The organism is Candidatus Marivariicella sp. (genome assembly GCF_983056325.1).
This window is the reverse complement of record NZ_CEZOWA010000015.1, coordinates 2,149-28,271: the sequence shown is the minus strand read 5'-3', so window position 1 is coordinate 28,271 and position 26,123 is coordinate 2,149. Positions and strand designations below refer to the sequence as shown.

The 26,123-nt window shown below is 33.4% G+C and carries 18 protein-coding genes; 9 read left to right on the top strand and 9 right to left on the bottom strand.

Annotation, left to right across the window (positions count from 1 at the left end; all coding sequences use genetic code 11):
- Positions 1-4 precede the first annotated feature (4 nt).
- Positions 5-601, top strand: a complete 597-nt coding sequence (locus tag AC3ATN_RS06145) for a queuosine precursor transporter (protein ID WP_487532377.1) — start codon at positions 5-7, stop codon at positions 599-601.
- On the opposite strand, the gene AC3ATN_RS06140 is transcribed toward AC3ATN_RS06145, so the two are convergent.
- Positions 591-2,024: a Gfo/Idh/MocA family protein gene (locus tag AC3ATN_RS06140; RefSeq protein WP_487532376.1), complete on the bottom strand. Its 1,434-nt coding sequence runs from the start codon at positions 2,022-2,024 to the stop codon at positions 591-593. The genes AC3ATN_RS06145 and AC3ATN_RS06140 overlap by 11 nt on opposite strands.
- A 15-nt stretch (positions 2,025-2,039) precedes the next feature.
- Complete coding sequence (gene katG / locus AC3ATN_RS06135; RefSeq protein WP_487532375.1) at positions 2,040-4,280, bottom strand: catalase/peroxidase HPI; 2,241 nt, start codon at positions 4,278-4,280, stop codon at positions 2,040-2,042.
- A 145-nt stretch (positions 4,281-4,425) separates the two neighbouring features.
- On the opposite strand from katG, the gene AC3ATN_RS06130 reads away from it, so the two are divergent.
- The 7 genes from AC3ATN_RS06130 (at position 4,426) to AC3ATN_RS06100 (ending at position 18,027) form a co-directional block, all read left to right on the top strand.
- Entirely contained in the window at positions 4,426-7,824 is a 3,399-nt protein-coding gene (locus AC3ATN_RS06130; RefSeq protein ID WP_487532374.1) for an amidohydrolase family protein, read from the top strand.
- A 12-nt stretch (positions 7,825-7,836) separates the two neighbouring features.
- The gene (locus tag AC3ATN_RS06125) at positions 7,837-9,849 is read left to right on the top strand and encodes a S9 family peptidase (RefSeq protein ID WP_487532373.1); all 2,013 of its coding nucleotides are present in this window, start codon (positions 7,837-7,839) and stop codon (positions 9,847-9,849) included.
- 121 nt (positions 9,850-9,970) lie between these two features.
- On the top strand, positions 9,971-13,198 hold the full coding sequence (locus AC3ATN_RS06120) for a SusC/RagA family TonB-linked outer membrane protein (RefSeq protein ID WP_487532372.1): 3,228 nt from the start codon (positions 9,971-9,973) through the stop codon (positions 13,196-13,198).
- 10 nt (positions 13,199-13,208) lie between these two features.
- Entirely contained in the window at positions 13,209-14,633 is a 1,425-nt protein-coding gene (locus AC3ATN_RS06115; protein ID WP_487532370.1) for a SusD/RagB family nutrient-binding outer membrane lipoprotein, read from the top strand.
- A 76-nt stretch (positions 14,634-14,709) separates the two neighbouring features.
- On the top strand, positions 14,710-16,305 hold the full coding sequence (locus AC3ATN_RS06110; protein WP_487532369.1) for a gamma-glutamyltransferase family protein: 1,596 nt from the start codon (positions 14,710-14,712) through the stop codon (positions 16,303-16,305).
- 2 nt (positions 16,306-16,307) lie between these two features.
- The gene (locus AC3ATN_RS06105; protein WP_487532368.1) at positions 16,308-17,060 is read left to right on the top strand and encodes a hypothetical protein; all 753 of its coding nucleotides are present in this window, start codon (positions 16,308-16,310) and stop codon (positions 17,058-17,060) included.
- Position 17,061: 1 nt separating this feature from the next.
- Entirely contained in the window at positions 17,062-18,027 is a 966-nt protein-coding gene (locus AC3ATN_RS06100; RefSeq protein ID WP_487532367.1) for a hypothetical protein, read from the top strand.
- A 12-nt stretch (positions 18,028-18,039) separates the two neighbouring features.
- Here the strand turns inward: AC3ATN_RS06100 and AC3ATN_RS06095 are convergent, their stop codons facing one another.
- Positions 18,040-18,954 (bottom strand): hypothetical protein, encoded by a 915-nt coding sequence (locus AC3ATN_RS06095; protein WP_487532366.1) that lies wholly within the window; start codon positions 18,952-18,954, stop codon positions 18,040-18,042.
- A gap of 131 nt (positions 18,955-19,085) precedes the next feature.
- Here AC3ATN_RS06095 and AC3ATN_RS06090 point away from each other — a divergent pair, with 131 nt between their 5' ends.
- Positions 19,086-20,369, top strand: coding sequence for a M20/M25/M40 family metallo-hydrolase (locus AC3ATN_RS06090; protein ID WP_487532365.1), 1,284 nt, complete (start codon positions 19,086-19,088; stop codon positions 20,367-20,369).
- A 6-nt stretch (positions 20,370-20,375) separates the two neighbouring features.
- Here the strand turns inward: AC3ATN_RS06090 and AC3ATN_RS06085 are convergent, their stop codons facing one another.
- The 6 genes from AC3ATN_RS06085 to AC3ATN_RS06060 form a co-directional block, all read right to left on the bottom strand.
- Entirely contained in the window at positions 20,376-20,903 is a 528-nt protein-coding gene (locus AC3ATN_RS06085) for a SixA phosphatase family protein (protein ID WP_487532364.1), read from the bottom strand.
- Positions 20,904-20,958: 55 nt separating this feature from the next.
- On the bottom strand, positions 20,959-21,492 hold the full coding sequence (locus tag AC3ATN_RS06080) for a Cif family virulence factor (protein ID WP_487532363.1): 534 nt from the start codon (positions 21,490-21,492) through the stop codon (positions 20,959-20,961).
- Positions 21,493-21,718: 226 nt separating this feature from the next.
- Positions 21,719-23,215, bottom strand: a complete 1,497-nt coding sequence (locus AC3ATN_RS06075) for a family 20 glycosylhydrolase (RefSeq protein WP_487532362.1) — start codon at positions 23,213-23,215, stop codon at positions 21,719-21,721.
- A 3-nt stretch (positions 23,216-23,218) separates the two neighbouring features.
- Positions 23,219-23,572 (bottom strand): hypothetical protein, encoded by a 354-nt coding sequence (locus tag AC3ATN_RS06070; RefSeq protein ID WP_487532361.1) that lies wholly within the window; start codon positions 23,570-23,572, stop codon positions 23,219-23,221.
- A gap of 67 nt (positions 23,573-23,639) precedes the next feature.
- Positions 23,640-25,541, bottom strand: a complete 1,902-nt coding sequence (nagB, locus tag AC3ATN_RS06065) for a glucosamine-6-phosphate deaminase (protein WP_487532360.1) — start codon at positions 25,539-25,541, stop codon at positions 23,640-23,642.
- A 342-nt stretch (positions 25,542-25,883) separates the two neighbouring features.
- Positions 25,884-26,123, bottom strand: a 240-nt coding sequence (locus tag AC3ATN_RS06060) for a hypothetical protein (RefSeq protein ID WP_487532359.1), incomplete at its 5' end; no start/stop codon positions are given.

The window sequence follows — 26,123 nt, the reverse complement described above, 5'->3', positions numbered from 1 at the left end:
ATCTATGATAAAAAGTAATAGGAATTTAATTTTTTCTCTAGTATTTCTTCATATTGGCATCACTACTTTATCTAATGCTTTAGTCGCAATACCATTAACATTATATGGCTATAAGATAACTTGGGCCGCATTTAGCTTTCCTTTTGTTATTGTTGCAACTGATTTGACTGTTAGATTACTAGGGAAATCTGTTGCTCAAAAAACTATTACTTACGCATATCCTGTAGCTATAATATCATCTGTTTTAATTATTTATTTTGAAGGAAAATTACTTTCAATAGCTTTTAGAATTGGATTAGCAAGTGCTACTGCATACGCTTTTGGAATATTAATTGACATATATGCATTTCAATATATAAGAGAGAAGTTTTCTGTCTGGTGGTTTGCTCCAGCTTTATCTACCGTAGTATCAAATATTATAGATTCTTATACTTTCTTTTTCGCGGCTTTCTCCGGATCAGATGACCAGTACATGGCTTTAAATTGGTTTGAAATTGCAGGAACCCAAACAGTATTGAAAATTATTATTGGTCTAGTTTTTTTCCTTCCAACATATGGGGTTTTACTTAATTTTCTATCAAAAAAAATAACTACGAAATAATTTCAAGTGGTTTTGTGGTTTTCCAATTTCCTCTTGTAAAATCTGGGAAAAGCTGAGGTGCTCCGTCTTCTCTAACCGAATTAGCGCTAAGAGGTGAAACAGAACTCCAGAAACATCCTTCATAAACATTTTGATCTAGGGAAAATCCCTTATGTAAGCATTCTGCAATTCGAGATAACATAATACCATCTGACCCCCCATGATCACTTCCTTTAGCTTTTTTATTTAATCTTTTCCAGAATGGGTGATCATACTTTTTGATAGTGTTCTTTAAATCTTTTCCAGAAACCCATGAATGTGATGAATCGGAGACCCCACTCAACCCTCCGTCAAGTGCTATTTTTACTGGATTATTACTCTCATAAACAGTATTTTCGATATCATGACCTGTTAAAATCCCTTTAGTGCCTTGAATTAAATTAATTCTAGTGTAGGGTCTTGGACTTGTTTCGTCCCACTGGATCATAATAGTTCTTCCAAGTCGGGTTTTTATAATTGATGTATTTAAATCTCCATTTTCATAGTTTAGCCTATTCCATTTATGATTTTTAGGATAATTTTTTTTAGCATATAACTCTCTACCCCTCGGGGGAGAAGAATATGAAACAATACTTTTAAATGTATCTTCTGATCTGGCCAGATTCATGTATTGTGCTACAGGACCCAATCCATGAGTGGGATATAAGTTACCTCCTTTTTTTGCATAGTGATGGGTTCTCCATGATCCTGTCCCCCTATCTTCTTCTTTCATTTGAAATCTTAAATCATGAATATATGCTGCCTCTGCATGCTGAATATCGCCAATAAAATTACTTCGAATCATATTTAAAAACATCATTTCGGCTCTAAAATAATTTACATTTTCAAGCATCATACAATGCTTTTGGGTTTTTTCAGAAGTATCAACAATCTTCCACATATCTAATAAAGTGTTTGCAATAGGAACTTCTACAAAAACATGTGCCCCGTTTTCCATAGATTTAATAGACATTGGAGCATGATTATCCCAGTTCGTTGAAATAAAAACTACATCAGGCTTTGTTTCTTCTAACATTAGTTTCCATTTATTTTCTCCACCCCAATACCTTGATACTTCTTTAACTTTATCAGAACCAGCATATTCTTGAAGTCTTGACAAGGCCTTATTCACATTGTCCTCATACAGATCACTAACAGCAACAACATCAACACCAGAAATACCACCAAAATACTTTAAGTGTCCACTACCCCTATACCCAACTCCAATGAAAGCTACTCTAATAACATCAAATTTAGGAGCTGCAAACCCTCCCATATACTTTCCCTGAGCTGGTGGGGTTAAATTATCTTCAACCGAACCCTGAACTTTACTACTAATTCCGAAGGTAGCAATTGCAGAGAGACCAGATTTTTTGATAAATTTTCGGCGGCTGTAATTTTTCATTTAACGAATCTAATATTAAGCATTATCAAAACGATCTAGGTTCATTACTTTAGTCCATGCAGAAATAAAATCATTTAAAAACAATTCTTCTGAATCTTTACTTGCATATACTTCAGCCAAAGATCTTAGTTCAGAGTTTGAGCCAAAAATTAGATCTACTCTAGTTCCCGTCCATTTAATTTGATTTGTTTTTCTGTCACTTCCCTCAAAAACATCTTGATCGTCAGAAGTTGCTTCCCAGGTTATATCCATATCCAAAAGGTTTACAAAAAAATCATTACTAAGCATTTCTTTGTTTTTAGTAAAAACCCCATAATTGGATTTGTCTGAGTTAATATCTAAGACTCTCAGGCCACCAATAAGTACTGTCATTTCTGGAGCTGAAAGAGTCAAGAGTTGAGCTTTATCAACAAGCATCTCTTCTGCTGAGACAGCAAATTTAGATTTCATATAGTTTCTAAACCCGTCCGCATTTGGTTCTAGGACAGAAAAAGATTCAATATCGGTCATATCCTGGGTCGTATCTGCTCTTCCTGGTACAAAAGGAACACTGAGGTTTTTACCAGAATTTTTTACTGCTTTTTCTATAGCAGTAGATCCAGATAAAACAATTAAATCTGCTAATGAAATTTGCTTATTACCAGACTGAGAAGAGTTAAATTTTTCTTGAATTTCCTTTAGTGTTTTTAATACAATTAATAATTCATCTGGATTATTAACTTCCCATTTATTTTGTGGTTCTAAATTTATTCTTGCTCCGTTCGCCCCCCCTCGCTTGTCTGAACCTCTGAAAGTAGATGCAGATGCCCAGGCAGTAGATACCATTTGTGAAATGGTTAACCCTGATGAAAGAATTTCTTTCTTTAAATTAGAAACATCATTCTCATTTACAAGTTCATGAGCAATATTTGGAATTGGATCTTGCCAAATCAAAACTTCATCGGGAACAAATGGCCCTAGGTACCTTTTACGCGGTCCCATGTCACGGTGAGTCAATTTAAACCAAGCCCTTGCAAATTGATCAGCAAATTGATCTGGGTTTTCATAAAAGTGTTTTGATATTTTATTATATATAGGATCCTCAAGCATTGAAATATCAGTTGTTAACATAATGGGAGCATGTCTTTTATCTGAATCGTGAGCATCTGGAACGCTATTTACGCCTTTACCATATTTAGGAATCCATTGGTTTGCACCGGCCGGACTTTTAGTCAATTCCCATTCATAACCAAAAAGATTTTCAAAATAATTATTACTCCATTTTGTTGGAGTAGTTGTCCAAGCTCCTTCCAAACCACTTGTTATAGTGTCAGGTCCCTTGCCGGATTTATAAGTGTTTTTCCACCCTAAACTTTGTTCTTCAATACCAGATGCTTCGGGTTCACGACCAACATATTTGTCTGGATCTGCAGCTCCATGTGTTTTACCAAATGTATGACCCCCAGCAATCAAAGCTACTGTTTCTTGATCGTTCATAGCCATTCGTCCAAAAGTTTCACGTATATCTCTAGCTGCTGCTATAGGGTCAGGATTTCCATTTGGGCCTTCGGGATTTACATAGATGAGTCCCATTTGAACCGCTCCGAGTGGATTCTCTAATTCTCGATCGCCTTCATATCTGTCGTCTGCTAACCATTCTTTTTCTGAACCCCAATATATATCTTCCTCAGCTTCCCAAACATCTTCTCTGCCTCCTGCAAAACCAAATATCTCAAAGCCCATTGATTCAAGAGCACAATCCCCTGCAAAAATCATAAGATCTGCCCAGGATAATTTTCTTCCATATTTCTGTTTAATCGGCCAAAGTAAAAGTCTTGCTTTATCGAGATTACCATTATCTGGCCAACTGTTTAAGGGGGCAAAACGTTGTGTTCCTGATCCAGCACCACCCCTTCCATCGGCAATTCTGTAGGTACCTGCACTATGCCATGCCATTCTTATGAAAAATGGACCATAATGACCATAATCAGCGGGCCACCAATCTTGGGATGTAGTCATTAAATCAAAAATATCTTTTTTTACAGCTTCTAAATTTAGTGACTTGAATTCTTTGGCATAATTAAAACTTTTATCCATTGGATTAGATAAGCCAGAATGTTGACGAAGAATATTCAATTTTAATTGATTTGGCCACCAGTCTCGATTTGTTGGCGGATCTCCTGCGGTAGCTTTAATTGTTCCACCCATAAAAGGGCATTTACCTTGACTATTTCCATTAGCAAATGAAGATTTGCTAGGATGTGAGTTATTATCCATTATTATAAATTTATTTATTTGATGTAAAAATCTTGGTTAATATAAAAGTATTTAAAATAGGTTTATTTTCAATGGAACTATCATAATTTATTCTTATATCCATATTGATTTTTTGAATATATTTATATAATCCAAGAATAAAGACATGAAAAAAATATTTTGTTTAGTTATTACTATTGCATTTATAAACAACGTACAATGCCAATCAAAAAACAAACTTCCTTTAGAGTCAAAACGATCTATTGAAATAGATACTGATGAAGGCACCTGGATGTCTCTTGACGTTCACCCTAATGGTGATAAAATTATTTTTGATCTTTTGGGGGATATATATGAACTCCCTTTTAATGGGGGGAAAGCGTCAAGAATAACTGAAGGATTATCTTTTGATTCACATCCAAGATATTCACCTGATGGTAATTCTATACTTTTTCTTTCGGATAAAAGCGGTGGAAATAATGCCTGGATAATCGATAGGAAAAAACAAGATACTATAAAAGTTACAAAAGGGGAGACAAAACAAATGCAGTCGGCCGACTGGTCTCCAGACGGGAATTATATTGCTGTAAGTAAAGGAACTCGTAATTATAAATTACACTTATATCATAAAAATGGTGGAGCAGGTGTAAATTTAATTGACAAACCAGATAACTTAAAAATATCTGAACCCAGGTTTAGTCCTGATGGGAAAAAAATATGGTTTTCTCAACGAACAGGTGCATGGCAATATAATGCGCGTTTTCCTCAATATCAATTAGCAACTTATGACCGAGAAGATGGAACCAAAGAGGTAATGACCTCAAGGTATGGATCGGCATTTTCTCCTACCCTTTCACCTGATGGAAAATGGCTTGTTTATGGAAGTAGGTTTAATGACCAGACAGGTTTGGTTAGACGTAATTTAGAGACTGAACAAGAAAACTGGCTGGCTTATCCAGTTCAAAGAGATGAACAAGAATCTATTGCTCCTTTGGGTGTTTTACCAGCTATGGCTTTTACACCAGATAGTAAAGAATTGGTTGCTTCTTATGGAGGAAAAATATATAGAATTCCAATTGAAGGCGGAGATGCAGTAAATATTCCCTTCAAAGTTAAGGAAAATATAGCCCTAGGACCTCAATTAAAATTTAACTACCCAATTGAAGACAGTAAAACATTTAACGTAAATCAAATTCGTGATCAAAAAGTTTCACCCGACGGAACTTCAATAGTTTTTACAGCATTGGATCGCTTGTACTGGATGAGTTTTAAAGAAAAAAAACCTGTTAGATTAACTACGTTTGATTTTACTGAGGCAATGCCTGTTTGGAATCCAAACGGAAAAGAAATAGCATTCGTAACCTGGAGTGAAAGTAAGGGGGGTGCAGTTTATAAGGTTAGTATCGATAGAAAAAATATACCTACCAAATTATCGACTGATAACAATACATACCGAGAACCCTCATGGAGTAGTGATAACAGAATTGTCGCTTTTACTGGTTCTGCAGATGCTTTTAGAGAATCTGATGGACCCAACTCAAATAGACAGAGAACAAGTTTAATTTGGTTAGATGCCAAAAAACAAGGGAATAGTAATTTTATAATGAAGGGTAATGGGAAGTTTTCAAATCCACATTTTGCCCAAAATGATGATCGGATATATCTAAATTCTTCAGTTGATGGGCTTATTTCTGTCCGCTGGGATGGTTCTGATCTAAAAAAACATATTCAAATTGATGGAATAACAGTATATGGTAGTGGATATAATGAAAATCATCTTCTTGCAGATACTCCTTCAGCTCCAAAAAAAACACCCTCAAAAGCCAGTACAATTATTCGAGCTCCAAAGGGAGACTATGCGTTAGCGCAAATAAACAACGACATATACGTTGTTACCGTTCCCCTTGTTGGCGCAGATGGAGTAAAAGTTAATGTTAGGGATGCCAAAAATGCCAATTTCCCCTCTATGAAATTAACCAAGTTTGGAGGGCAATTCCCAAGCTGGAATTCCGATGGGGATATTGTTTATTGGACTTTAGGGAAAACTCTTTTTCGCTATGACATAAAACAAGCCATAAGAATTCAGGATGAGAAAGAAGAAGAGGAAAAAGAAGAAGAAGAAGAAGAAGAAGAAGAAGAAGAAGAAGATGATAATGAAGACAAAGAAGAGGAGGAAGAAGAAGATGATGATAATGATGAAGATGATTTGTACCAAGCAAATGAGCTAGATATAATCGTAAAAGCAAAAAGAGATATTCCTCAAGGTTTAATTCTTCTTCAAAGTGCTAGAATTATTAGTATGGATAATAATCAAATCATAGAAAATGGAGATGTTCTAATTCAGAATAATCGAATTATTGATGTTAAAGATGGAAGAATTGATTTGAAGAATGAAAAATATTTAAAGGATAAAAACATAGATAATTCTATTGATAAAATTTTCATCAAAGACTTAAAAGGTAAAACTATCCTTCCTGGTTTTATCGATACACATGCTCACATGTGGCCATCATGGGGGTTACACAAAAATCATGTCTGGGTGTATGCAGCGAACCTAGCCTATGGAGTTACAACAACTCGTGATCCTCAAACAGCAACCACAGACGTTTTAACCTATGCTGACATGGTTGAAGCTGGATCAATTCCTGGACCAAGAATATACTCTACAGGCCCTGGAGTGGGTTATTGGGGTTACAATATAAAAAGTTTAAAAGATGCAAGAAATGTATTGAAACAATATTCTAAATATTACAATACTAAGACTATTAAAATGTATTTAACTGGGAATCGTAAAAACAGACAATGGATCATTCAGGCAGCTAAAGAGCAAAATTTAATGCCCACAACAGAAGGAGGCTTAGATTTTAAATTAAATGTCACACAGATACTTGATGGATATCCAGGACACGAACACTCTTTCCCTATTTATCCTCTTTATAAAGATTTTACAACTTTTGTTGCAGGCTCAAAAACAGCATATACTCCAACGTTACTTGTTTCATACGGAGGACCTTGGGCTGAAAATTACTATTATGCAAATGAGAACGTCCAAGGAGACAAAAAATTAAATCGTTTTACTCCAAAATCAGAATTAGATTTAAAATCAAGACGAAGGAATGCGGGGTGGTTTATGGATGAAGAACATGTTTTTGAGGATCATGCTGTTTTTGTAAAAGATCTTGTTGAAGCCGGAGGATTAGCAGGAGTTGGCTCTCACGGTCAGCTTCAAGGACTTGGTTATCATTGGGAATTATGGAGTATGTACTCAGGGGGAATTTCTAACCTTGACATGTTGAAAGTTGCTACAATAATTGGTGCAGATGCATTAGGATTATCAAATGATATTGGTAGTATTGAAATTGGAAAAATAGCTGATATCATAATATTAGATAAAAATCCATTAGAAAACATAAGAAATACCAACAGTTTAATTTATGTAATTAAAAATGGGTACATATATGATGCAGAAAATTTAAATAAGATATATCCTGAAATTAAAGCAGCAAAATATCCTTGGACTCAATCGTCACCAAATATAGATTTACCTGGTGTTGGAAAAAACTAAACTTTAAATAATATGAAAAAAATACTTTTTTTAATTTCTACTTTTTATTGTCTTCAATTCATTAACGGACAAAATCAAATATTAAGCTATGAGGATATATATGACATACAGTATGTGTCTGATCCTCAAATTAGCCCCTCGGGGAACCAAATAGTTTATAGAAGGATGCGTTTTGACATTCTAAAAGATCGTGCTGTTGGAAATCTTTGGATTATTAATTCAGATGGATCTGGGCATCAAAAACTAACCTCTAAAGAGGGTGGAGAATATGGAGCTAAGTGGTCACCATCAGGAGATCGACTTGCTTTTATTAGCTCAACTGATGAGGGTTCTGAAATTTATATTTATTGGGGAAATTCTGGTAAAATTGGAAAAATATCTCAATTAAATGGAAGCCCCTCAAACCTGAACTGGTCATCCGATGAAAATAATATTGCATTTAATATGAATGTAAAATCCCCTCCTCCTGTTTTAATCAAAATGCCAAAAAAACCAAAAGGAGCTAATTGGGCAAAACCTGCCAGAATTACGGATCGTCTTTATCATGAAGCGGATGGAAAAGGATATATAGAACCTGGCTTTAGACATGTTTTTATTATCTCGTCTGAAGGTTCGGGAGTAAGCCAAGTAACTTCAGGAGATTTTAATCACAATGGACCATTATCTTGGTCTTCAGATAATTCAAAAATTTATTTTTCAGCAAACAGAAATAGTGATTGGGAATATGATTTTAGAAACTCCGAAATACATAGTGTTAATGTCAAAAACAAAGTCATAAAAGCTTTAACTAAAAGGAAGGGTCCTGATTCAAATCCACTTGTGTCTCCAAATGGAAAACACATAGCATATATTGGTTATAAAGATGAAGTTCAAGCTTATCAGAATAAAACATTAAGCATTATGTCTCCTGACGGAACTAATATCAGAGAAATTAGCACAAAAATAGATTCTAGTATTAGTAAATATTTTTGGAGTTCTGATAGTAAAGGATTATTTATTAGTTATGATTTTCAAGGGGATACTAAAATTACATACCTAAGTATAGCAGGTAAAGTAAAGCAACTTGCTGATCAACTGGGAGGAACCTCTATTGGACGTCCCTATGGTGGGGGGTCTTTCTCCGTTTCCAATGATGGGACAATAGCATATACCCATACACTTCCATCGCGTCCAGCCGAACTTGCTTTAATTGACTCAAAAGGGATGAAAAAAATTACAACAATTAGTGATCCACTGCTTAAGAATAGAAACCTAGGTAAAGTTGAAACTGTTTGGTATAAGTCTTCATTCGACAAAAGAGACATTCAGGGTTGGATTGCATATCCGCCAGGTTACGATGCAAACAAAAAATATCGTTTTCTTGTTGAAAATCATGGAGGACCTATTTCAAATTATGGTAATAGATTTTCAGCTGAAATTCAATTGTATGCAGCAGCTAATTATATAGTTTTTTACCCAAATCCAAGAGGAAGTACAAGTTATGGGGCTGAATTTGCGAATTTACTACATCATAATTATCCTGGTCAAGATTATAATGATGTAATGGATGGTGTTGATTATTTTATTTCAAAAGGAATCGCTCACGAAGACAAACTTTATGTAACTGGTGGAAGTGCTGGAGGTATAATGACAGCTTGGATGATAGGGAAAAATAATCGATTTGAAGCCGCTGCAGTAATAAAACCAGTAATGAACTGGATTAGTAAGACTCTTGTGGCTGACAATTACTTTCAATACGCTAATACTCGTTTTCCAGGACAGCCTTGGGAGAATTTTGACGCTTACTGGGGATTTTCTCCTTTGTCTTTGGTTGGTAATATTCAAACTCCTACAATGGTAATGGTTGGAATGAATGATTTAAGAACCCCTCCAAGCGAAGCAAAACAATTATATCACGCATTAAAGCTTCGAAAGGTTCCTACCGTTTTTGTAGAAATACCCGAGGCCAGTCACGGTATTGCAAAACGACCAAGCAATTTAATAAGTAAAGTCTCACATATCTTAGCGTGGATAAACTCTTATTAATTATAAAATACTGAAAATCAATATTTAGACTAAAAAAATTTTAATTAAACACTTGATAATATTTATTATAACTAAATTTTACATAATTTTATATTAACAAACATTTAACTAAAACATAAAAATGAAAAAACAAATCAACTTGGTTTTGTCGTTTCTATTTGTAGTTAGCCTTGGTTTTTCACAAAAAACCATAACTGGAAATATTAGTGATCAAAATGGACCTTTACCAGGTGCAAATGTCATTGAACAAGGAACAACCAATGGCGTAAGTAGTGATTTTGATGGAAATTATGAAATCACTGTTAGTGATGATTCAAGTTCAATCGAGATTAGTTACACCGGTTTTATTACTCAGGTAATTAGTGTTAGTAATCAATCTTCAATTAATATAATTTTAGAGGAAGACACTCAGCTTTTACAAGAAGTTGTTGTGACGTCTTTAGGATTTAAAGTTGTTAGAGATGAGCAAGGATCAACATCCTCTGTCGTTAATACTGGAGCTGTTGTAAGGTCAGGAGAACCTACACTTTTAAACTCCCTTAGCGGTAAAGCATCGGGTGTGCAAATACGAAGAGTTAGCGGTGATCCAGGAACTGGATCCACAATAAGAATTCGTGGAGCCAATACCATTTCAGGTGCTAGTGATCCTTTAATTATTGTAGATGGTGTTCCAATGGATAATTCAACAAACTATAATAGTGGTGATGGTCGAGGTTCAAGAGCCGGAGGAGTTTCCAATGGATCAAGGATTAATGATATTAACCCAAATGATATTGCTACTTTGGAAGTTTTAAAGGGAGCCTCTGCTGCCGCAGTTTGGGGAAGTAGAGCTGCCAATGGAGTAGTTGTTATTACAACAAAAGAAGGTCAGTCTGGAAAAGCAAAAATTACATTTTCATCAACCTATTCAATGGATGAAGTTTCCGAAAGAATTCCCATGCAAGATACTTGGGGACAAGGAAGATCTGGTGTTTATGGTGCAACCAGAGCAGAATCTTGGGGTGACTATATTCCGGATCGTGCCGGAGGACTTGATTCTTTCGATACTTCAGGACAATTTTTTACAGCGCGAGATGGATCCGTTTATTATCCTATCACAGCAAAAAATTCAAAACAAACTTTCGTGGAGGAAAATTGGAACTCTGCTATGCAAACTGGAATAGTTCTTCAAAATGACTTAACTATTAGTGGTGGTTCAGATACTGGAAAATATTTTTTTAGTCTTTCTAACCTAGCGCAAGAAGGGATAATTAGAGGTTCTTCTTATGATAGAACAAATCTTCGTTTTAATTATAATGCAAAATTAAACGATATGATATCACTATCTAATAAGATGGCTTATACTTACAGTCAAACAGATCGTATTCAGGGAAACTCAAATACAGCAGGAATAATGTTGGGATTACTTCGAACCCCAGCGGATTTTGACAATAGAGATTACATTGGTACCTACACAAGTTCTTCAGGTGAAGAAATTCAAAACAGGCATAGATCATACAGAAGATACTTAGGTAATTCTCAAAATCCTAGTTATAACAATCCAGGTTGGACTGTAAACGAACAAACCTCTGTTGCAACTGTGAACAGAATGACTGCTACACCTGAATTAACTATAAAGCCAAACAACTGGCTTCAAATGATTGCAAGAGGTAATATTGATTTTTCTGATGATAGAAGAACAACATTGTATCCTATTGGAAGTGCCGGTTCTGGATTTAATAATGGGGCCTTTTATGAAAGTGAGATAGCAACACGTCAATATAGTCTTGACCTTATTGGAAGAGCTACTACTGATTTAACATCTAACATAAGCCTTACATCAACTATTGGTTGGAGTTTAAATGATAGATCTTACAACAGGAATTCAGGTAGTGTAACTGGTTTTTTAGTAGATTCTCAAAAACAAACATCATCTCTAAATTCTGCTGCTGAAGCAACTTCATACGGAAATTTCAGAACTTTTAGAAGATCCAATAGAGGTTATGCTGTTTTTAACTTTGATATGTTCGATCAATTATACATAAATTTCTCTGGAGGATTAGAGTCCTCTTCTACTATAAAAGGAACGTTTTTTTACCCATCTGTTGATGCGGCATGGAACTTTACAAAAAGTACTTTAGACTCGAGTTTATTATCTTTTGGAAAACTTCGTGCATCTTGGGGAAAAGTGGGTGTTCAGCCTTCACCTCATCAAATGCAGACACTAGCTGAAGGAGGTTTTAGTTATTCTTCTTACAGTGATCCTATTGCTATAGATTCTTTTGGAGGAGGTTTCAGACTCGATAATAATTTAGGAAATCCAAATCTTGAACCGGAGATAAAAACGGAATGGGAAGTTGGGGCTGACTTAAGATTCTTTGATAACGACTTAACTTTTGGTGTTACTTATTATGACAATGTTATCGATGGTATTTTACTTGATGTCAATCTTTCTCCTTCTTCAGGTTTCTCAACTCAATATGGGAATTTTGGAAGTATGACTAATAAGGGTCTTGAACTTGATTTAGGATGGAATGCTATCAAAAAAGATGAGTTAAAATTAACAACATCATTAAATTGGTCGAAAAACACAAATGAAGTTACTGACTTATATGGTACAGAGACTATCAACCTAAGTCCAGGAGCATCAGCTAGTTCTAGAGCTATTGTAGGTCACCAACTTGGAGTTTTATTTGGAACAGGTTCTCAAACAAATCCGGATGGAAGCTATCTTCTGGATGAAAATGGTTTTCCACAAATAACTCCTAGTCCAGTAATCCTAGGAGATCCAAATCCAGATTGGAGAGCAGGTTTAGGATTTAATCTTGATTATAAAAAACTGAGTCTTAATGTGGTTGTTGAGCATTCTGAAGGTGGAGATTTTATGCCAAGAACTCTATGGGTTCTTCACAGGTTTGGAACTACAACAGCTACATCTAATCGACTTACAACCACAGAAGATCTTAGAAATCACGATGGTGATTTGATCCCTTCAGGAACAACAGTTCGTGGGAATGTCCAAAATTTTGGAGCAGGAAATGTTCTCCTTGATGAAGACTGGTATAGAACAGGAATTGGAGGAGGTTTCGGTGATAACCAGGCGTATAATTTTGGTGTTTACGACGCAACCTTTACTAAAATAAGAGAGCTTTCATTAAGCTATCTTTTAGATGGAGACGGATTGAATTCTCTTCTAGGTTTGGATAATATTAAATTAACCGTTACTGGTAGAAATTTAATTAACATCAATAATGTACCTGGTATTGATCCTGAAACAAATCAGTATGGTGTTGGAAATGCACTTGGACTGGATTATTTTACTAATCCACAAACCAAATCTGTATTATTTACAGCAGCCTTTAATTTTTAATTAAGAAAACATGAAAAAAATAACATACAAAATAATATTATCTCTTTCCCTGATCTTCACCGTTTCATGTGAGGAAATGAACGAAGGAATTAATGATAACCCCAACGACATCATTGTTAATGATGTTAACGAAACCCTGTTTTTAACAGGAGCACAATTAGCAAATGTTCAATTGAATTGCGGACACCTAAATAGAATTGGTGGAATGTATTCTGGACAATTAATAGGATATTCATCTTTATATTCAAATATATACGGATTTAGCCTATCAACCGCTGAATCAAATAGTGAATGGAATTATATTTATGTTAATATAATGTCTAACACGAGACACATTGCGAATAATTCTACTAATCCATTATTGATTGGAATTGCAAAAATAATTGAAGGACACGCATTTGGAACTGGAGCATCACTTTTTGGTGATATTCCATTTTCTGAAGCCGGAAATCTTGAAATTTCAGATCCAGTATTTGATTCTCAAATCGATGTTTATGCTGGTGCAATTGCCTTACTAGATGAGGGAATTTCAACTTTAAATACCGCTAGTGCTGGAAGCATTTCAGAAGATATTTACTTCGGCGGAGACAAGGCGAAATGGATTGCTGCTGCATATACATTAAAAGCTCGTTTTTATTTACATCAAAAAAATTATGCAAGTGCATTTACTGCAGCTCAAAACGGAATATCTTCAGCTAGTGGAGATATGAAGTATAGTCCACCTGGAGCGGCAGGTTCTGGAGATAGAAATCTTTTTTGGACTATTTTAGAAGGATCCCGTTCTGGAGATATCGGAAATAGTGATCAAGGAGAAAGCTATTTAATTCAAATGCTAGATGCTAGTAATGCTCTTTCTCGAAATAATTCCAAAACTGACGAAACAGCAAGAAAAGGTTTTTACACTATCGATTCTAGTGGAGGTACAGCCAATACAGGAATAATTGAACAAACTCAGCCCCAAAACATGGTTACATTTTTTGAAAATAAATTAATCCTAGCTGAGGCTGCTGCTCGTTCAGGCTCCTTAGTAGACGGCTTGCCTTATTTAAATGAAGTAAGAGCATGGATGAATACTGGAGGTCATGTAAATTCTAATTTTCAGAGTGAGTCATACTCCTATTTACCATACGAGGCTGCTGATTTTGCAAATGGTGGAATTGAAAATGCGGACGGTGTTGATTCTAAAACAGCATTCTTAAGAGAGGTTATTGAAGAAAGATATGTGTCTGGATTTGGAATGCACATTCCATACAATGACTCAAGGAGACTACGTAAATCAGACTCTAATATATCTGTTCCATATGTACTGTTTGATGGTCCACAAAGTGGTCCTTGGCCTGAAAGAATGCCATATGCAACCACAGAGTTAAATTCTAATTCTAACTCACCTATTGATGATCCAGGAATTTTTGTAAAGACAAAAGTTAATGAGTAATCAACTCATATGTTTAAAAAAAGGCTTGTGTAAAAACAAGCCTTTTTTTTTAACTTAACAGTAAATTTATTTTACAATGAGAAAAAACTTAAGAAGATTATCGATATTGCTTTGCACAGCAATAATAATATTCGCCTGTAGTAATAAGTCTAGTAAATATTCTAATGATGTAATTTCTTCTGCGCATCCTCTTGCTTCTATTGCTGGAAAAGAAATATATAAACTAGGGGGAAATGCATTTGATGCTTCTGTTGCAGCTGCCTTTACTCTAGCTGTAGTTGAGCCAAGCATGAGTGGTCTCGGTGGAAGACTCCAATCAATATATCAAACACAAGATGGGATTATTTCAGGAGTAGATGCTTCAACAGAAGTGCCAATTAATTATAAACCCACCGTAGAAAAACATTCCTATGGTTATCCGACTATTGGAATACCTGGAGTAGTTGCAGGTTTAGTTAAACTACAACAAGAAAATGGGGTATTACCTCTTAAAGAGGTTCTTGCTCCATCAATAAAATATGCTAAAGAAGGGTTCTTAGTTCTTCCTGGAGAAGCATATAGACAAAATTCCGTGTTTGAAAAAATTAGTGAATTTGAAGGAACCAGTCAATACTTTTTAAAATCTGATAAGACTTCATACAAAGCCGGAGATCTTTTAATTCAAAAAGACCTTTCTGTGGTTCTTCAAAAAATAGCTGATCAAGGGCATAAAGGTTTTTATGAAGGTGAAGTCGCTGAAAAAATAGTTTTTGATTTAAAAAAGAATGGCGGAATTCTGACGATCGAGGATTTAAAAAATTACAAAGCTTTAACATCAAGAATTGTTGAAGGTAAATATCAAGATCATGAAATTCACTCGCTTTACTTGCCTTCGTTTGGTGCAATTACTATTCAAATTTTACAGATACTAGATAATCTTTCTCAAACCAATACTGAAGAGGAGTGGGCTATTAATATTGGGAAAGCAACAGAAATAGCATACCAACATAGAGATAGTCAAACTAATGAAGACTCTTTAAAAAACATCTTATCTTACGATCAAGCAAAATATTTAGCAAACAAAATCCGAAAAAATAGTATAGTTTCCAATCTTGATAAGAGAAAATTACCCGAATCTTGGGTTGCAGAGATGGGGCACACAACACACTTAACTGCTGCAGATAGAAGTGGGAATGTCGTGAGTTTAACTCAAACAGTTGGACCTACTATGGGTTCAAAAGTAGCTTCTAAGGGGCTAGGTTTTATTTACGCAGTAACACTTGGAGGATATTTAGGAGATTATAAACCCGGAGACAGAGCAAATTCTCATATTTCACCAACTATAATTACCAAAAATAATTCTCCTGTCCTTGCCATTGGTGCAGCTGGAGGTAGTAGAATAATAACAGCAGTTACTCAGGTTGCAACTAGATATCTTGATCAAAAACACACCTTAAAAAGATCACTAATGCTTCCAAGGGTTTATCCGTTTGAAGATAGTTTATGGGTTGAAAACCATACTGGTGTTAAGGAATTAAATGCCAAACTTGATATGACTGCAAATCCGCATAAAATGGTTGATGGAATTGCTCGTTTTGGAAGAGTCCATGCAGTTGCTTTAGACTCCATAAATAATAAATGGATTGGAGCTGCAGATCCAGACTGGGAGGGAACCACAGAAATAAATAACTAATTATGATACGGAAATTAATACTCGTTTTTATTTTTTTAACTACATCTTTTCTTTTTTCTCAAGAGAAAGAAGAAATTTTATTTGTTGGGAATAGTTTCACTTTTTACTGGAACCTTCCCTCTGTTGTTCAAAAAATGTCAGATGAAAGAAATCTTAATTGGAATGTTACTCAGTCCACGGCTGGTGGAGCAAAAATAAAAGAGCATTGGTTGGGTGAAAAAAATCTTGTTACAAAAAACCTAATTGAAACTAATTCTTATTCTAAGATTATTTTTCAGGACCACAGCATGAACCCAATTATAGCTATTGACTCTACAAAAAAATATTACACGAAATTTAAAGACTTAATACCTTCATCTACCCAAACATACTTTTACTCTACATGGATGTATCCAAAAATAGACGATCCAGATAGAGATTTACTCAAAAAAAATACCATTGAAAAAAATCTTATAACTTCTGGAATTAACAAATCAAGTATTTTACTTCTTGTTGGTAAAGCATTTGATAGATTTAGATCTAAATATCCAGAGCATAAACTGTTAGGAGATGATATGAAACATCAAAGTGCAAACGGCACTTATCTTGCCGCATGTGTAATATTTTCAACACTAAGTAATCAATCCTCAAAAGGATTAACCCACAGGTACTTCGGTAAGGATAGTAATGGAAAAAAAATCTATTATATACTAACAAATGGTGGGGTTGCGGAAAAATGTCAAGAAATTGCTGACTCAGTTGTCTTTAATAATTAATATGAAAGCTATAAAGTGTTTTTCTATTATTTCTCTATTTATTTTTATTGGATGTTCGACCGATAACACACAGGATTCTACAAATACTAATGTGAATACTGCGCCTGTTAATCAAATTTATAATACGGGCCCTATTTTAACTTCTAATTCAACAGGTGTGTTTCGTTTTACTGCTAATGGGTTCTTTAGTAATAGAACTATTAATGTTTATTATCATATTCCTGATGGTGATATAAAAACAATGCCAATATTAATGTCGTTTCATGGAGGATCAAGAAATGCTGACGATTATCGTGATTATTGGATTAATATGGCAAATAATTTAAATTTCATGGTTTTTGCTCCCGAATTTGAGTCAGGAGATTTTTCATCTGATGAGTACAACCTTGGAAATATTTTTGATGATGGAGACAATCCTAGCTCGGGAACTTATAATCCGATTGAAGAATGGACTTTTTCTATGCTAGATCCTTTATTTGAATATGTTAAAAGTGAAATTAACGGAACACAAGAAAACTATAATGGATGGGGGCATTCTGCAGGATCTCAGTTTCTTCACCGATTTGTAATGTTTGTTCCAAACAGTAAGTTAAATATTGCCGTTTGCTCAAACGCAGGTTGGTATACTGTTCCAGAATCAGAAATTAATTTTCCATATGGATTGAATCAAGGTCAGATAGATACAAACACATTAAACTTGGCTTTTTCAAAAAAATTATATGTTCATTTAGCCGAGAATGATACAAATCCCAATTCTTCTTCATTGCGCCATAATGAAATTGTTGATGACCAACAAGGCTTACACAGAAGAGCAAGAGGTCGTTATTTTTATGCAACATCCGAGGGTACTGCAAATCAAAATCAAACAGAATTTAATTGGATCAAAACCGATGAGGTTCCAAATGTATCTCACCAAGGAATGCTAATGGCTCAAGACGCTGTAAAATATCTGTATCCTGAAAATTAAAAGTTTTTGATTTTAAAGATCGCTTTTATAATGTATTCTCAAAAATGAAATAAGAATATCTGCAAATTCTTTAGAAAATAATTTTCTGTTATCTTCTGTATTTCGAACTCCAATCATGTTTAATTCAATTTGAATTGCATCAACTGAACCACTCTCTCTAGAACCGTATGTAGCGGTATTAAAACCTCCAGAAAAATAAAGTTCTCCTTCTTTAGGGGCAATATCTTCTTTTGAAGGAACCGAGGCGTAGCCTTTAACATTGAGAAGATTTCCTAGAGAAGATTCACCCGACAACAAATCAGTTAATTCTAGATTATTAAAATTATTGTTTAAAAGACTTTTAACTGATGACTGATTTGTGAAATCTATACTATTGATAATTGAATTATTCATTCTTAACTCTGAAGATGATAATAAATAGCCCAATTCAATTCTCTGTTCTTCATGAGACTGTCCATGAATATCAATTACTAGTCCACTTCCATATTGGTTTTGAATTTCAGTTCTATAACTTTCTATCTTCTTATGAAATATCTCCCAGTAAGGCTTTGTTGTTATATCTCCACAATTCGAATTATTTATAGACCTATTTAAATCCAGTTTTTTTCTGTGCAAATCATTTAACACAATATAGGGACTGAAACCATTTATTTTCAACTGGGATTCTATTTCTAGTGCAACATCTCTTGTATAGCTATCTCTTACAACAGTTGCCTCATTACAAGTTCTAGTTTGGATCCAATCGGGCTCTAAGTCTCCTCCATGAACAGAAATAATCATAAGTGGAATATTTCCTTGACGATAATCTATAAAATCATCCCAATTTCGTGAGGTAATAACTTGTTGTATATTATTTACTTGCTCAGTTTGATCATTTGATTTTGAACAACCAATGATTACAAGAAAAAAGAATGCAATTTTTTTCATTTCAAATAAGCAATTGACATAAATATACTAATGATATTTCAAGCTTTTTAAATAAAGTTTGATTATGGTTGATAATTTAAATAAATTTAAGGATGATATTTAATCGCAAAACCCACTATTTGAATTCTATTATGAAAAAGTTTCTAATTTTTATTTTTTTAATTTCCTTATATACAAATGCACAAAATGATAGTCCTAAAATAGATAAGGTTTATTCAAAACAAATTAATCGTTTAGCTAAAACAAAAATAATCGAATCAAGTTTTGACTATATCTTCAATTTAGAATCCTTTACCCACGATAATTTAATTGAACTTACAGAAATTGAAGCTCCGCCTTTTAAAGAATATAAACGAGCTTTAAGATTTGCTGAAATGATTAAAGAAATTGGTATAGATTCAGTTTGGATAGATAGTGAAGGCAATGTTGTTGGACTTTTAAAAGGCGAAATAGGTGATAGAACAGTAGCTATTGATGCTCATATTGATACTGTTTTTCCTGAAGGAACCAATGTAAAAACTCGTATAAGTAATGATACTATATATGCTCCAGGAGTTGGAGATGACACTAGAGGTTTATCTATGCTTTTAACAATTCTTAAAACTCTGAAAGATAAAAAAATTAAAACAAGAGATGATATTTTAATTGTAGGCACAGTAGGTGAAGAAGGTTTAGGTGATTTAAGAGGTGTTAAACATTTATTTAAAACTAATAACCCTAAAATTGATTCGTGGATTGCTATCGATGGTGGATCAATAGGTAGAGTAAACATCAAAGGGCTTGGATCGTACAGGTATAGAGTTACTTTTAAAGGACCTGGCGGTCATTCATGGAGAGCTTTTGGAATGGTTAACCCACACCATGCAATGGCTTCTGCTGTTAATGATTTTATTGATTCTGCAAATAAATATACTCTTGAAGGCCCAAAAACCAGTTATAATATTGGAACAATAAAAGGAGGTACCTCTGTAAATTCTATTCCTTTTGAATCTGTTATTGAAGTTGATATTAGATCTATTGAACCATCCAGACTTGATGTAATGGAGGGTTTACTTTACAATGCAATAAATAAAGGAGTAACTAAACAAAATAAACTAAAGCGAAGCGGCGATGCTCTTACTGTTGTAATAGACAAGATTGGAAATAGGCCTTCTGGTGAACTAGAGCCAAAAATTCCATTAATTCAAAGGGCTCTGGCTGCCACAGAATATTTTAATAAAACACCCAGATTAACCCGAGGATCCACAGATTCGAATATTCCAATTTCTCTTGGAATTCCAGCAGTAACTATAGGAAAAGGGGGTGTTGGAGGAAATGTACATTCATTAAATGAATGGTGGTATAATAAAGAAGGACATAAGTCAATACAGTTGGCCCTTTTATTATTATTATCTGAAGCTGGTTTAGAAAAGTAAAATATTTTATTGTTTTAAAACAACGGATCTTATCTGAATGTTTGTTTTAGAATCAACAACTTTAATAACAAACAAACTTTTATTGTCTGAATCTGACATGTCTGAAAACTTCTCTTCACCCAATATTTTATTTACCATATTAGGAGTTGTGTTACTGTGACCTGAAATTAAAACACTTTTACCATAATTAGCCTGAATAAACTGCTCAATATCTATTTCGTTTGGTGAATATATTTTTGGAGTAATCCCCTTTGATTCAGATACAGGAGTTATGGTTTCTTTGGTTCTATTATAGTTGGTAGTGTATATGGAATTTAATGGTATGCTGTCAAAATATGAAGCCCAATGAATAGATCTTTCAATGCCCTTGGCTGTGAGATTGGGATTTTGTTCATCTGGATTACTTCTGTCTTTTTCAGCATGTCGAATTAAATAAAATGTAGTCTCTCTTTTTTGTTTGACTGTTCCAAAATTATCACCACATGAAATTATTGAAAATGATAATACTATTAATACAATAATTCGATTGATCATATATATTTTATTAAAAAATAATAACCCGCATAAACACAGGGGGGTATAAGGCAATTTATTCGTCTTCTCCTTTAACCCTCTCTTGTACCATAAATTCTTGAACCTTACCGTCTAGAATTAAAGCATCATGTATTTGAAAAACAGCCACTTCTTTTCCTTCAACATTTAGTGTCAAATCATGACCAGAAGTAACCCACTGTCTTAATTCACCTTCTTTTGTAGTTACATCGTTTGCTATAAAATATTTAGAAGTCCATTTTGGTGAATTTGCTTCAAACCATTCCATTAAAAACTCTTTATGAGCTTCCGTACCTACTATATATTCGCCTCTAGGTCCTCGTACTTTTATACTATCAGAGTTCATACTCATAATTGTTTCAAAATCTCTTTCATTATGGGCTTTAATATATTTTTCCCAAACTTCTACATTGCTCATAGATCCTGCAACTAGAATTCTCCTCTCTCCTTCATCAGAAATATCATAACCTATTTCACTGTTAACAATAGTTTGGTTTTTGACATTACTTGCATCATTTGTGCATGAAATAAGAAAAGATCCAACAAAGATTAATACAATAATATTTTTCATTTTATTTATTTAAGATTGCCCTTAAATATACAAAAAACTTTGAGGGTCTTGAGTGAAAGATTTACTTGATCATTTAATTATTCTCGCTCCCAGAATTTTGATTAAAAAATACGTCTATGTGTCTTATTCAAACGTTATCCCTTTATTTAATTACATCTTATTAAATAAGATCATGATCAATCACTAAATCAGCTTTAAAATTAATCTTAAATAAAGTAAAAATATTCTAGTAAGATGTTTGAATACCCTTTGATTTTAAATACTGCTTATGTTTTTCTAAACGTTTACTGTACGCCTCCCATTTTCTCAAATCTACAGAAGTCCATCCAATTTCTGAGTGACCTAATAACCTTGGAAAAACTAAATAAGCTAATTCATCAAAGGAACTTACTGTTTCAGTCCAAATAGGAGCTTCGATGCCTAAAATATCAATTTCATCTAGTTTAATTTCTAATGATTTAGGGTCCCAACTATATGCATTTTTAACGGATGAATATCCGGCCCAAAATAAACCAAACTTACTCAGACTATCATATTTCATATCAAGATATGCGTGTTTTGCAGGCGAATAAATTATCTGCTCACTTTTACCTATAACCTTCAAATCAATTTCTCCATTCCAATACTGAACAATTTTTGCTGTTTTGTTTTTGTTATCCCATGTTATTGGAGTTTTATTATTATTTTCTACATAAGAAATTACTGAATCAAGAATTTGAACAAAATCTTTTTTTGAAGTTTTATATGATTCATCTCCTCCAATATGAAAATAAGGTCCTTTCGTTAACATCGAAATTTCATTAATAACATCTTTCAAAAAAGTATACGTAACTTCTTTTTCGGCACAAAGTGAACTAAAACCAACATCTATTCCAGTATAAATCTCAGGACTTTGTCCATTACAATTTAATTCTGGGTAGGATGCTAAAGCAGAATTAGTATGACCAGGTATATCAATTTCGGGTACTATATCAATAAATTTATTTGAAGCATAATCAACTAATTCTTTGAATTGATTTTGTGTGAAAAATCCACCCGGAGTTCCTCCAACTTCTTTTTGTCCCCCTATTAAAGTGAGATTAGGCCATTTTTTTATTTCTATTCTCCATCCCTGATCATCTGAAAGATGAAGGTGAAGAAAATTAATCTTGTAAAAACTCAAAATATCAATGTAACGCTTGACATCCTCCATCCCAAAAAAATGACGAGAAACATCCAACATTGATCCTCTATATTTATAACTAGCATAATCAATAATCTTACCTGTTGGGATTGAAATAAGATTATTTTTTAGTTTTGAAAAAATAATAATTTGCTTTAATGTTGTTAGTCCTCTATAAATACCCTCTTCATTGTTTGAGTTAATTAAAACTCCCTTTTCATCAATCTCAAGGCTATAAAACTCTATCATTTCTTCATTGCTGGAATCCAGATTCAATCGAATTGATTTTATGTTTTTTTTAAAATTATTATTTTCAGATATATTAGATGAGGTAGATTCTTTCCAAAATATTTTAAAATCATTTAGAACCGTTTCAAATCTTTGAGATTTAATTTCAGTTTGAATATAATTAATATCATTAACCAAAATAGAGGAATGTAAACTTTCAATTTTTTGAGGTAATGGTATAAAAGGTATCTTCTCTAAATCTTGATCTAAATATTTAACTTTTGAAGAACAACTGATACAAAGTAGTAAAGTTAGGATGAAGAAAAGTCTCATACATTAAGTTAAAAGATTTCCGACGTTATCCCACTCTGCTTGATCGAAACGTTTTGATTGATCAATACATCTGTCAATCCATTCTTTTTCATATGAAACTCCCACACTTAACAAAACATCTTCCGGAACTCTATCCCAAACATTAGCCACATTTCCAACATAGCCTATTTCATCAATTCCAACCTTTGATGTAGAATAACCAGTCATAACAGGGTTTCTAATTAAAGAAAAAAACTGAACTTCATGAACTTGATTTTCTAAATTTGGATCAGCAAGAATTTTAGTAGCCATTCCACCTCCTGCTCCAGATCCAACAATTACTAAATCGTACTCTTTTGAATTTTCTATAAACTGCATAAATCACCTTGTGTTGTTAAAAATCTATTTCTTGGTAATTAACTCTAACAATATCGTTAAATTATTTTTATAAAAAATTATATTGTTTAAATAACTCAATTGCTTCATAATCAACTAAACCAATATCATTAAATTTTCTAGCATTATTTTGATTTCGGTCTTCTGCTCTTTTCCAAAATTCTCTCATGTCATTTCCCTGAAAAAGAACCCCGTCTTTTTGTGTTTGGTGATAGAAGATAGATTTTCTTTTTCTTAAAACCTGAGATGGACTCATAGGAACTGCCATTTCAACTTCGTGTAATTCCCAATCCAACCATGCCCCTCTATACAACCATACACAACAATCTTTTGCATAGGGTTGCTTCCTAATTTTAGTTAATGCTTTACAAACAATATCTAAACATTTTCTGTGGGTTCCATGGGGATCTGCCAAATCACCAGCTGCATATATTTGATGAGGCTTAATTTTGTTAATTAAATCAATGGTAGGTTCAATATCAATATTTGATATTGGTCTTTTTTGAACTTTTCCTGTTTCATAAAATGAAAGATTCATAAAATGAATATTGGATTCTCCCATTCCCAAGAATCTTAAAGCAGCTCGTGCCTCACTTTCTCTAATTTTTCCCTTAACTGCCAGCAAATTAATTGATGGATGACTTAAACCTTGGTTCTCTAGTTCTTCTTTCAATTGATTAACTTTTTCTAGCGCACTACTAGAAAGACTTTCTGAAACCTCTAAATATTTTAGAACCTCTTGATTTGCAACTGCAATATTTCCAGAAGTTTGGTAAGCAACATGCACTTCGTGCCCTTGACTTATTAAACGATCAAGTGTTCCTCCCATAGAAATCACATCATCATCAGGATGAGGACTAAAAATCAAACATCGCTTTACATTTGGTTTAGTTGGCTCAGAAGTTATCTCTTTATTTTTGTTTCCACCGGGCCATCCAGTGATCATATTTTGCAGTTTATTGAAAATTTTTATATTTAAATTATAACTGGTTTTGTCGGCATTAATTAAATCTGACATTCCATATTTATTATAATCCTGATCAGTCAGTTTTAATACCGATTTTTGTGTCTTATTACAAAGCCAAATAACTGCTTTAAGGGATAATTGATCGTTCCACTCACATGAAGAAACTAGCCAAGGGGTTTTTATTCGGGTTATTTCTGATGCAGCTTCATTATCTAAAATAATGATTGTGTTATGATGTTTTTGAAGATAACTACAGGGAATATTGGAATCAATTTCACATTCAATAGCTTTACGAATTACACTTGCTTTATTAATGCCCCAAGCCATTAAAATAATTTTTTTAGCACTTAAAATTGTGTGAATTCCAACCGTAATAGCTTTTTTGGGGACATTTTCAATTCCGTTAAATGAAGAAGCTGCATCAAATCTGGTTAGGTAATCCAATGTTAATAATCGTGTTAAAGAATTAATGTGCGAACCAGGCTCATTAAATCCAATATGTCCATTCCTTCCGATTCCTAATAGTTGAATGTCAATACCACCAAGCTTACTTATTTTTTTTTCATATTCACTACAATAGCTGTCAATTTCATAAGGAGATAGAGTGCCTGAGGGAATGTGAATATTTTTTGGATTAATATCTATATGATTAAATAAATGCTCGTGCATAAAGCAATGATAACTCTCAATGTGTTCTGGCGGAAGCAAAAAGTACTCATCTAAATTAAAAGTCATTACATTTTTAAAACTCAACCCCTCTTTATGCATCTGTATTAACTCTTTATAAACAGTCAATGGTGAAGATCCTGTAGCAAGACCTAAAACACAAGGTTTATTTTCTTTTTGTTTTAAAATTATTAGATCTCTAATTTCATTAGCAATGCTGAGGGAAGCTCGCTCCATATTATCGAATATAACATTGTGTAATTTCTCAAAACGATTTATCTCAAAGGTTCCAGGACGTCTATATTCTATTTTATTCATGAACAATTAAACTTATTCGTAGTTTGCGATATTATAAAATATACTTTCTACTAATGATATATGAAAATTATTAATTTTATTTTCTTGATTAAAATAAAGATGGGGAATTTCTTCCCCATCTTTTGACAAACTTTAACTAAACAAATCTATTAACTTAAACATAAATAAAGTAGAAATTTAGTATCCCTCCTAAGAGACAACTTCCTAAGAATCGTTTGTCATTTATTATTAATTAACAATTAAATATAATTTTTGTTTTTTTGTCTCAATGAATAATTAGACGAGTAGAAGGTTTTTATCTACTAAAACAGAGGTTAAAAAAATTATTTTCATGAAATAATTCTATTTTAACAAAGGATTTGATTCGTAAAGCATATTTCCAGGCTTTACATCTAGCAATGAGAATAATTCATCAATAGTTTGAACAGGAATCTTACAAAAATTATCTACACACACGAAGTAGTATGTACTTTCTGGGTCATATCGATCTTTTAATAGATATAAATCTGATTTTTTATCAGAGCCAGAAATTACTGAATCTGGCAAATAAAAGGGTAGTAATAAATTTAATTTTTCAATTGC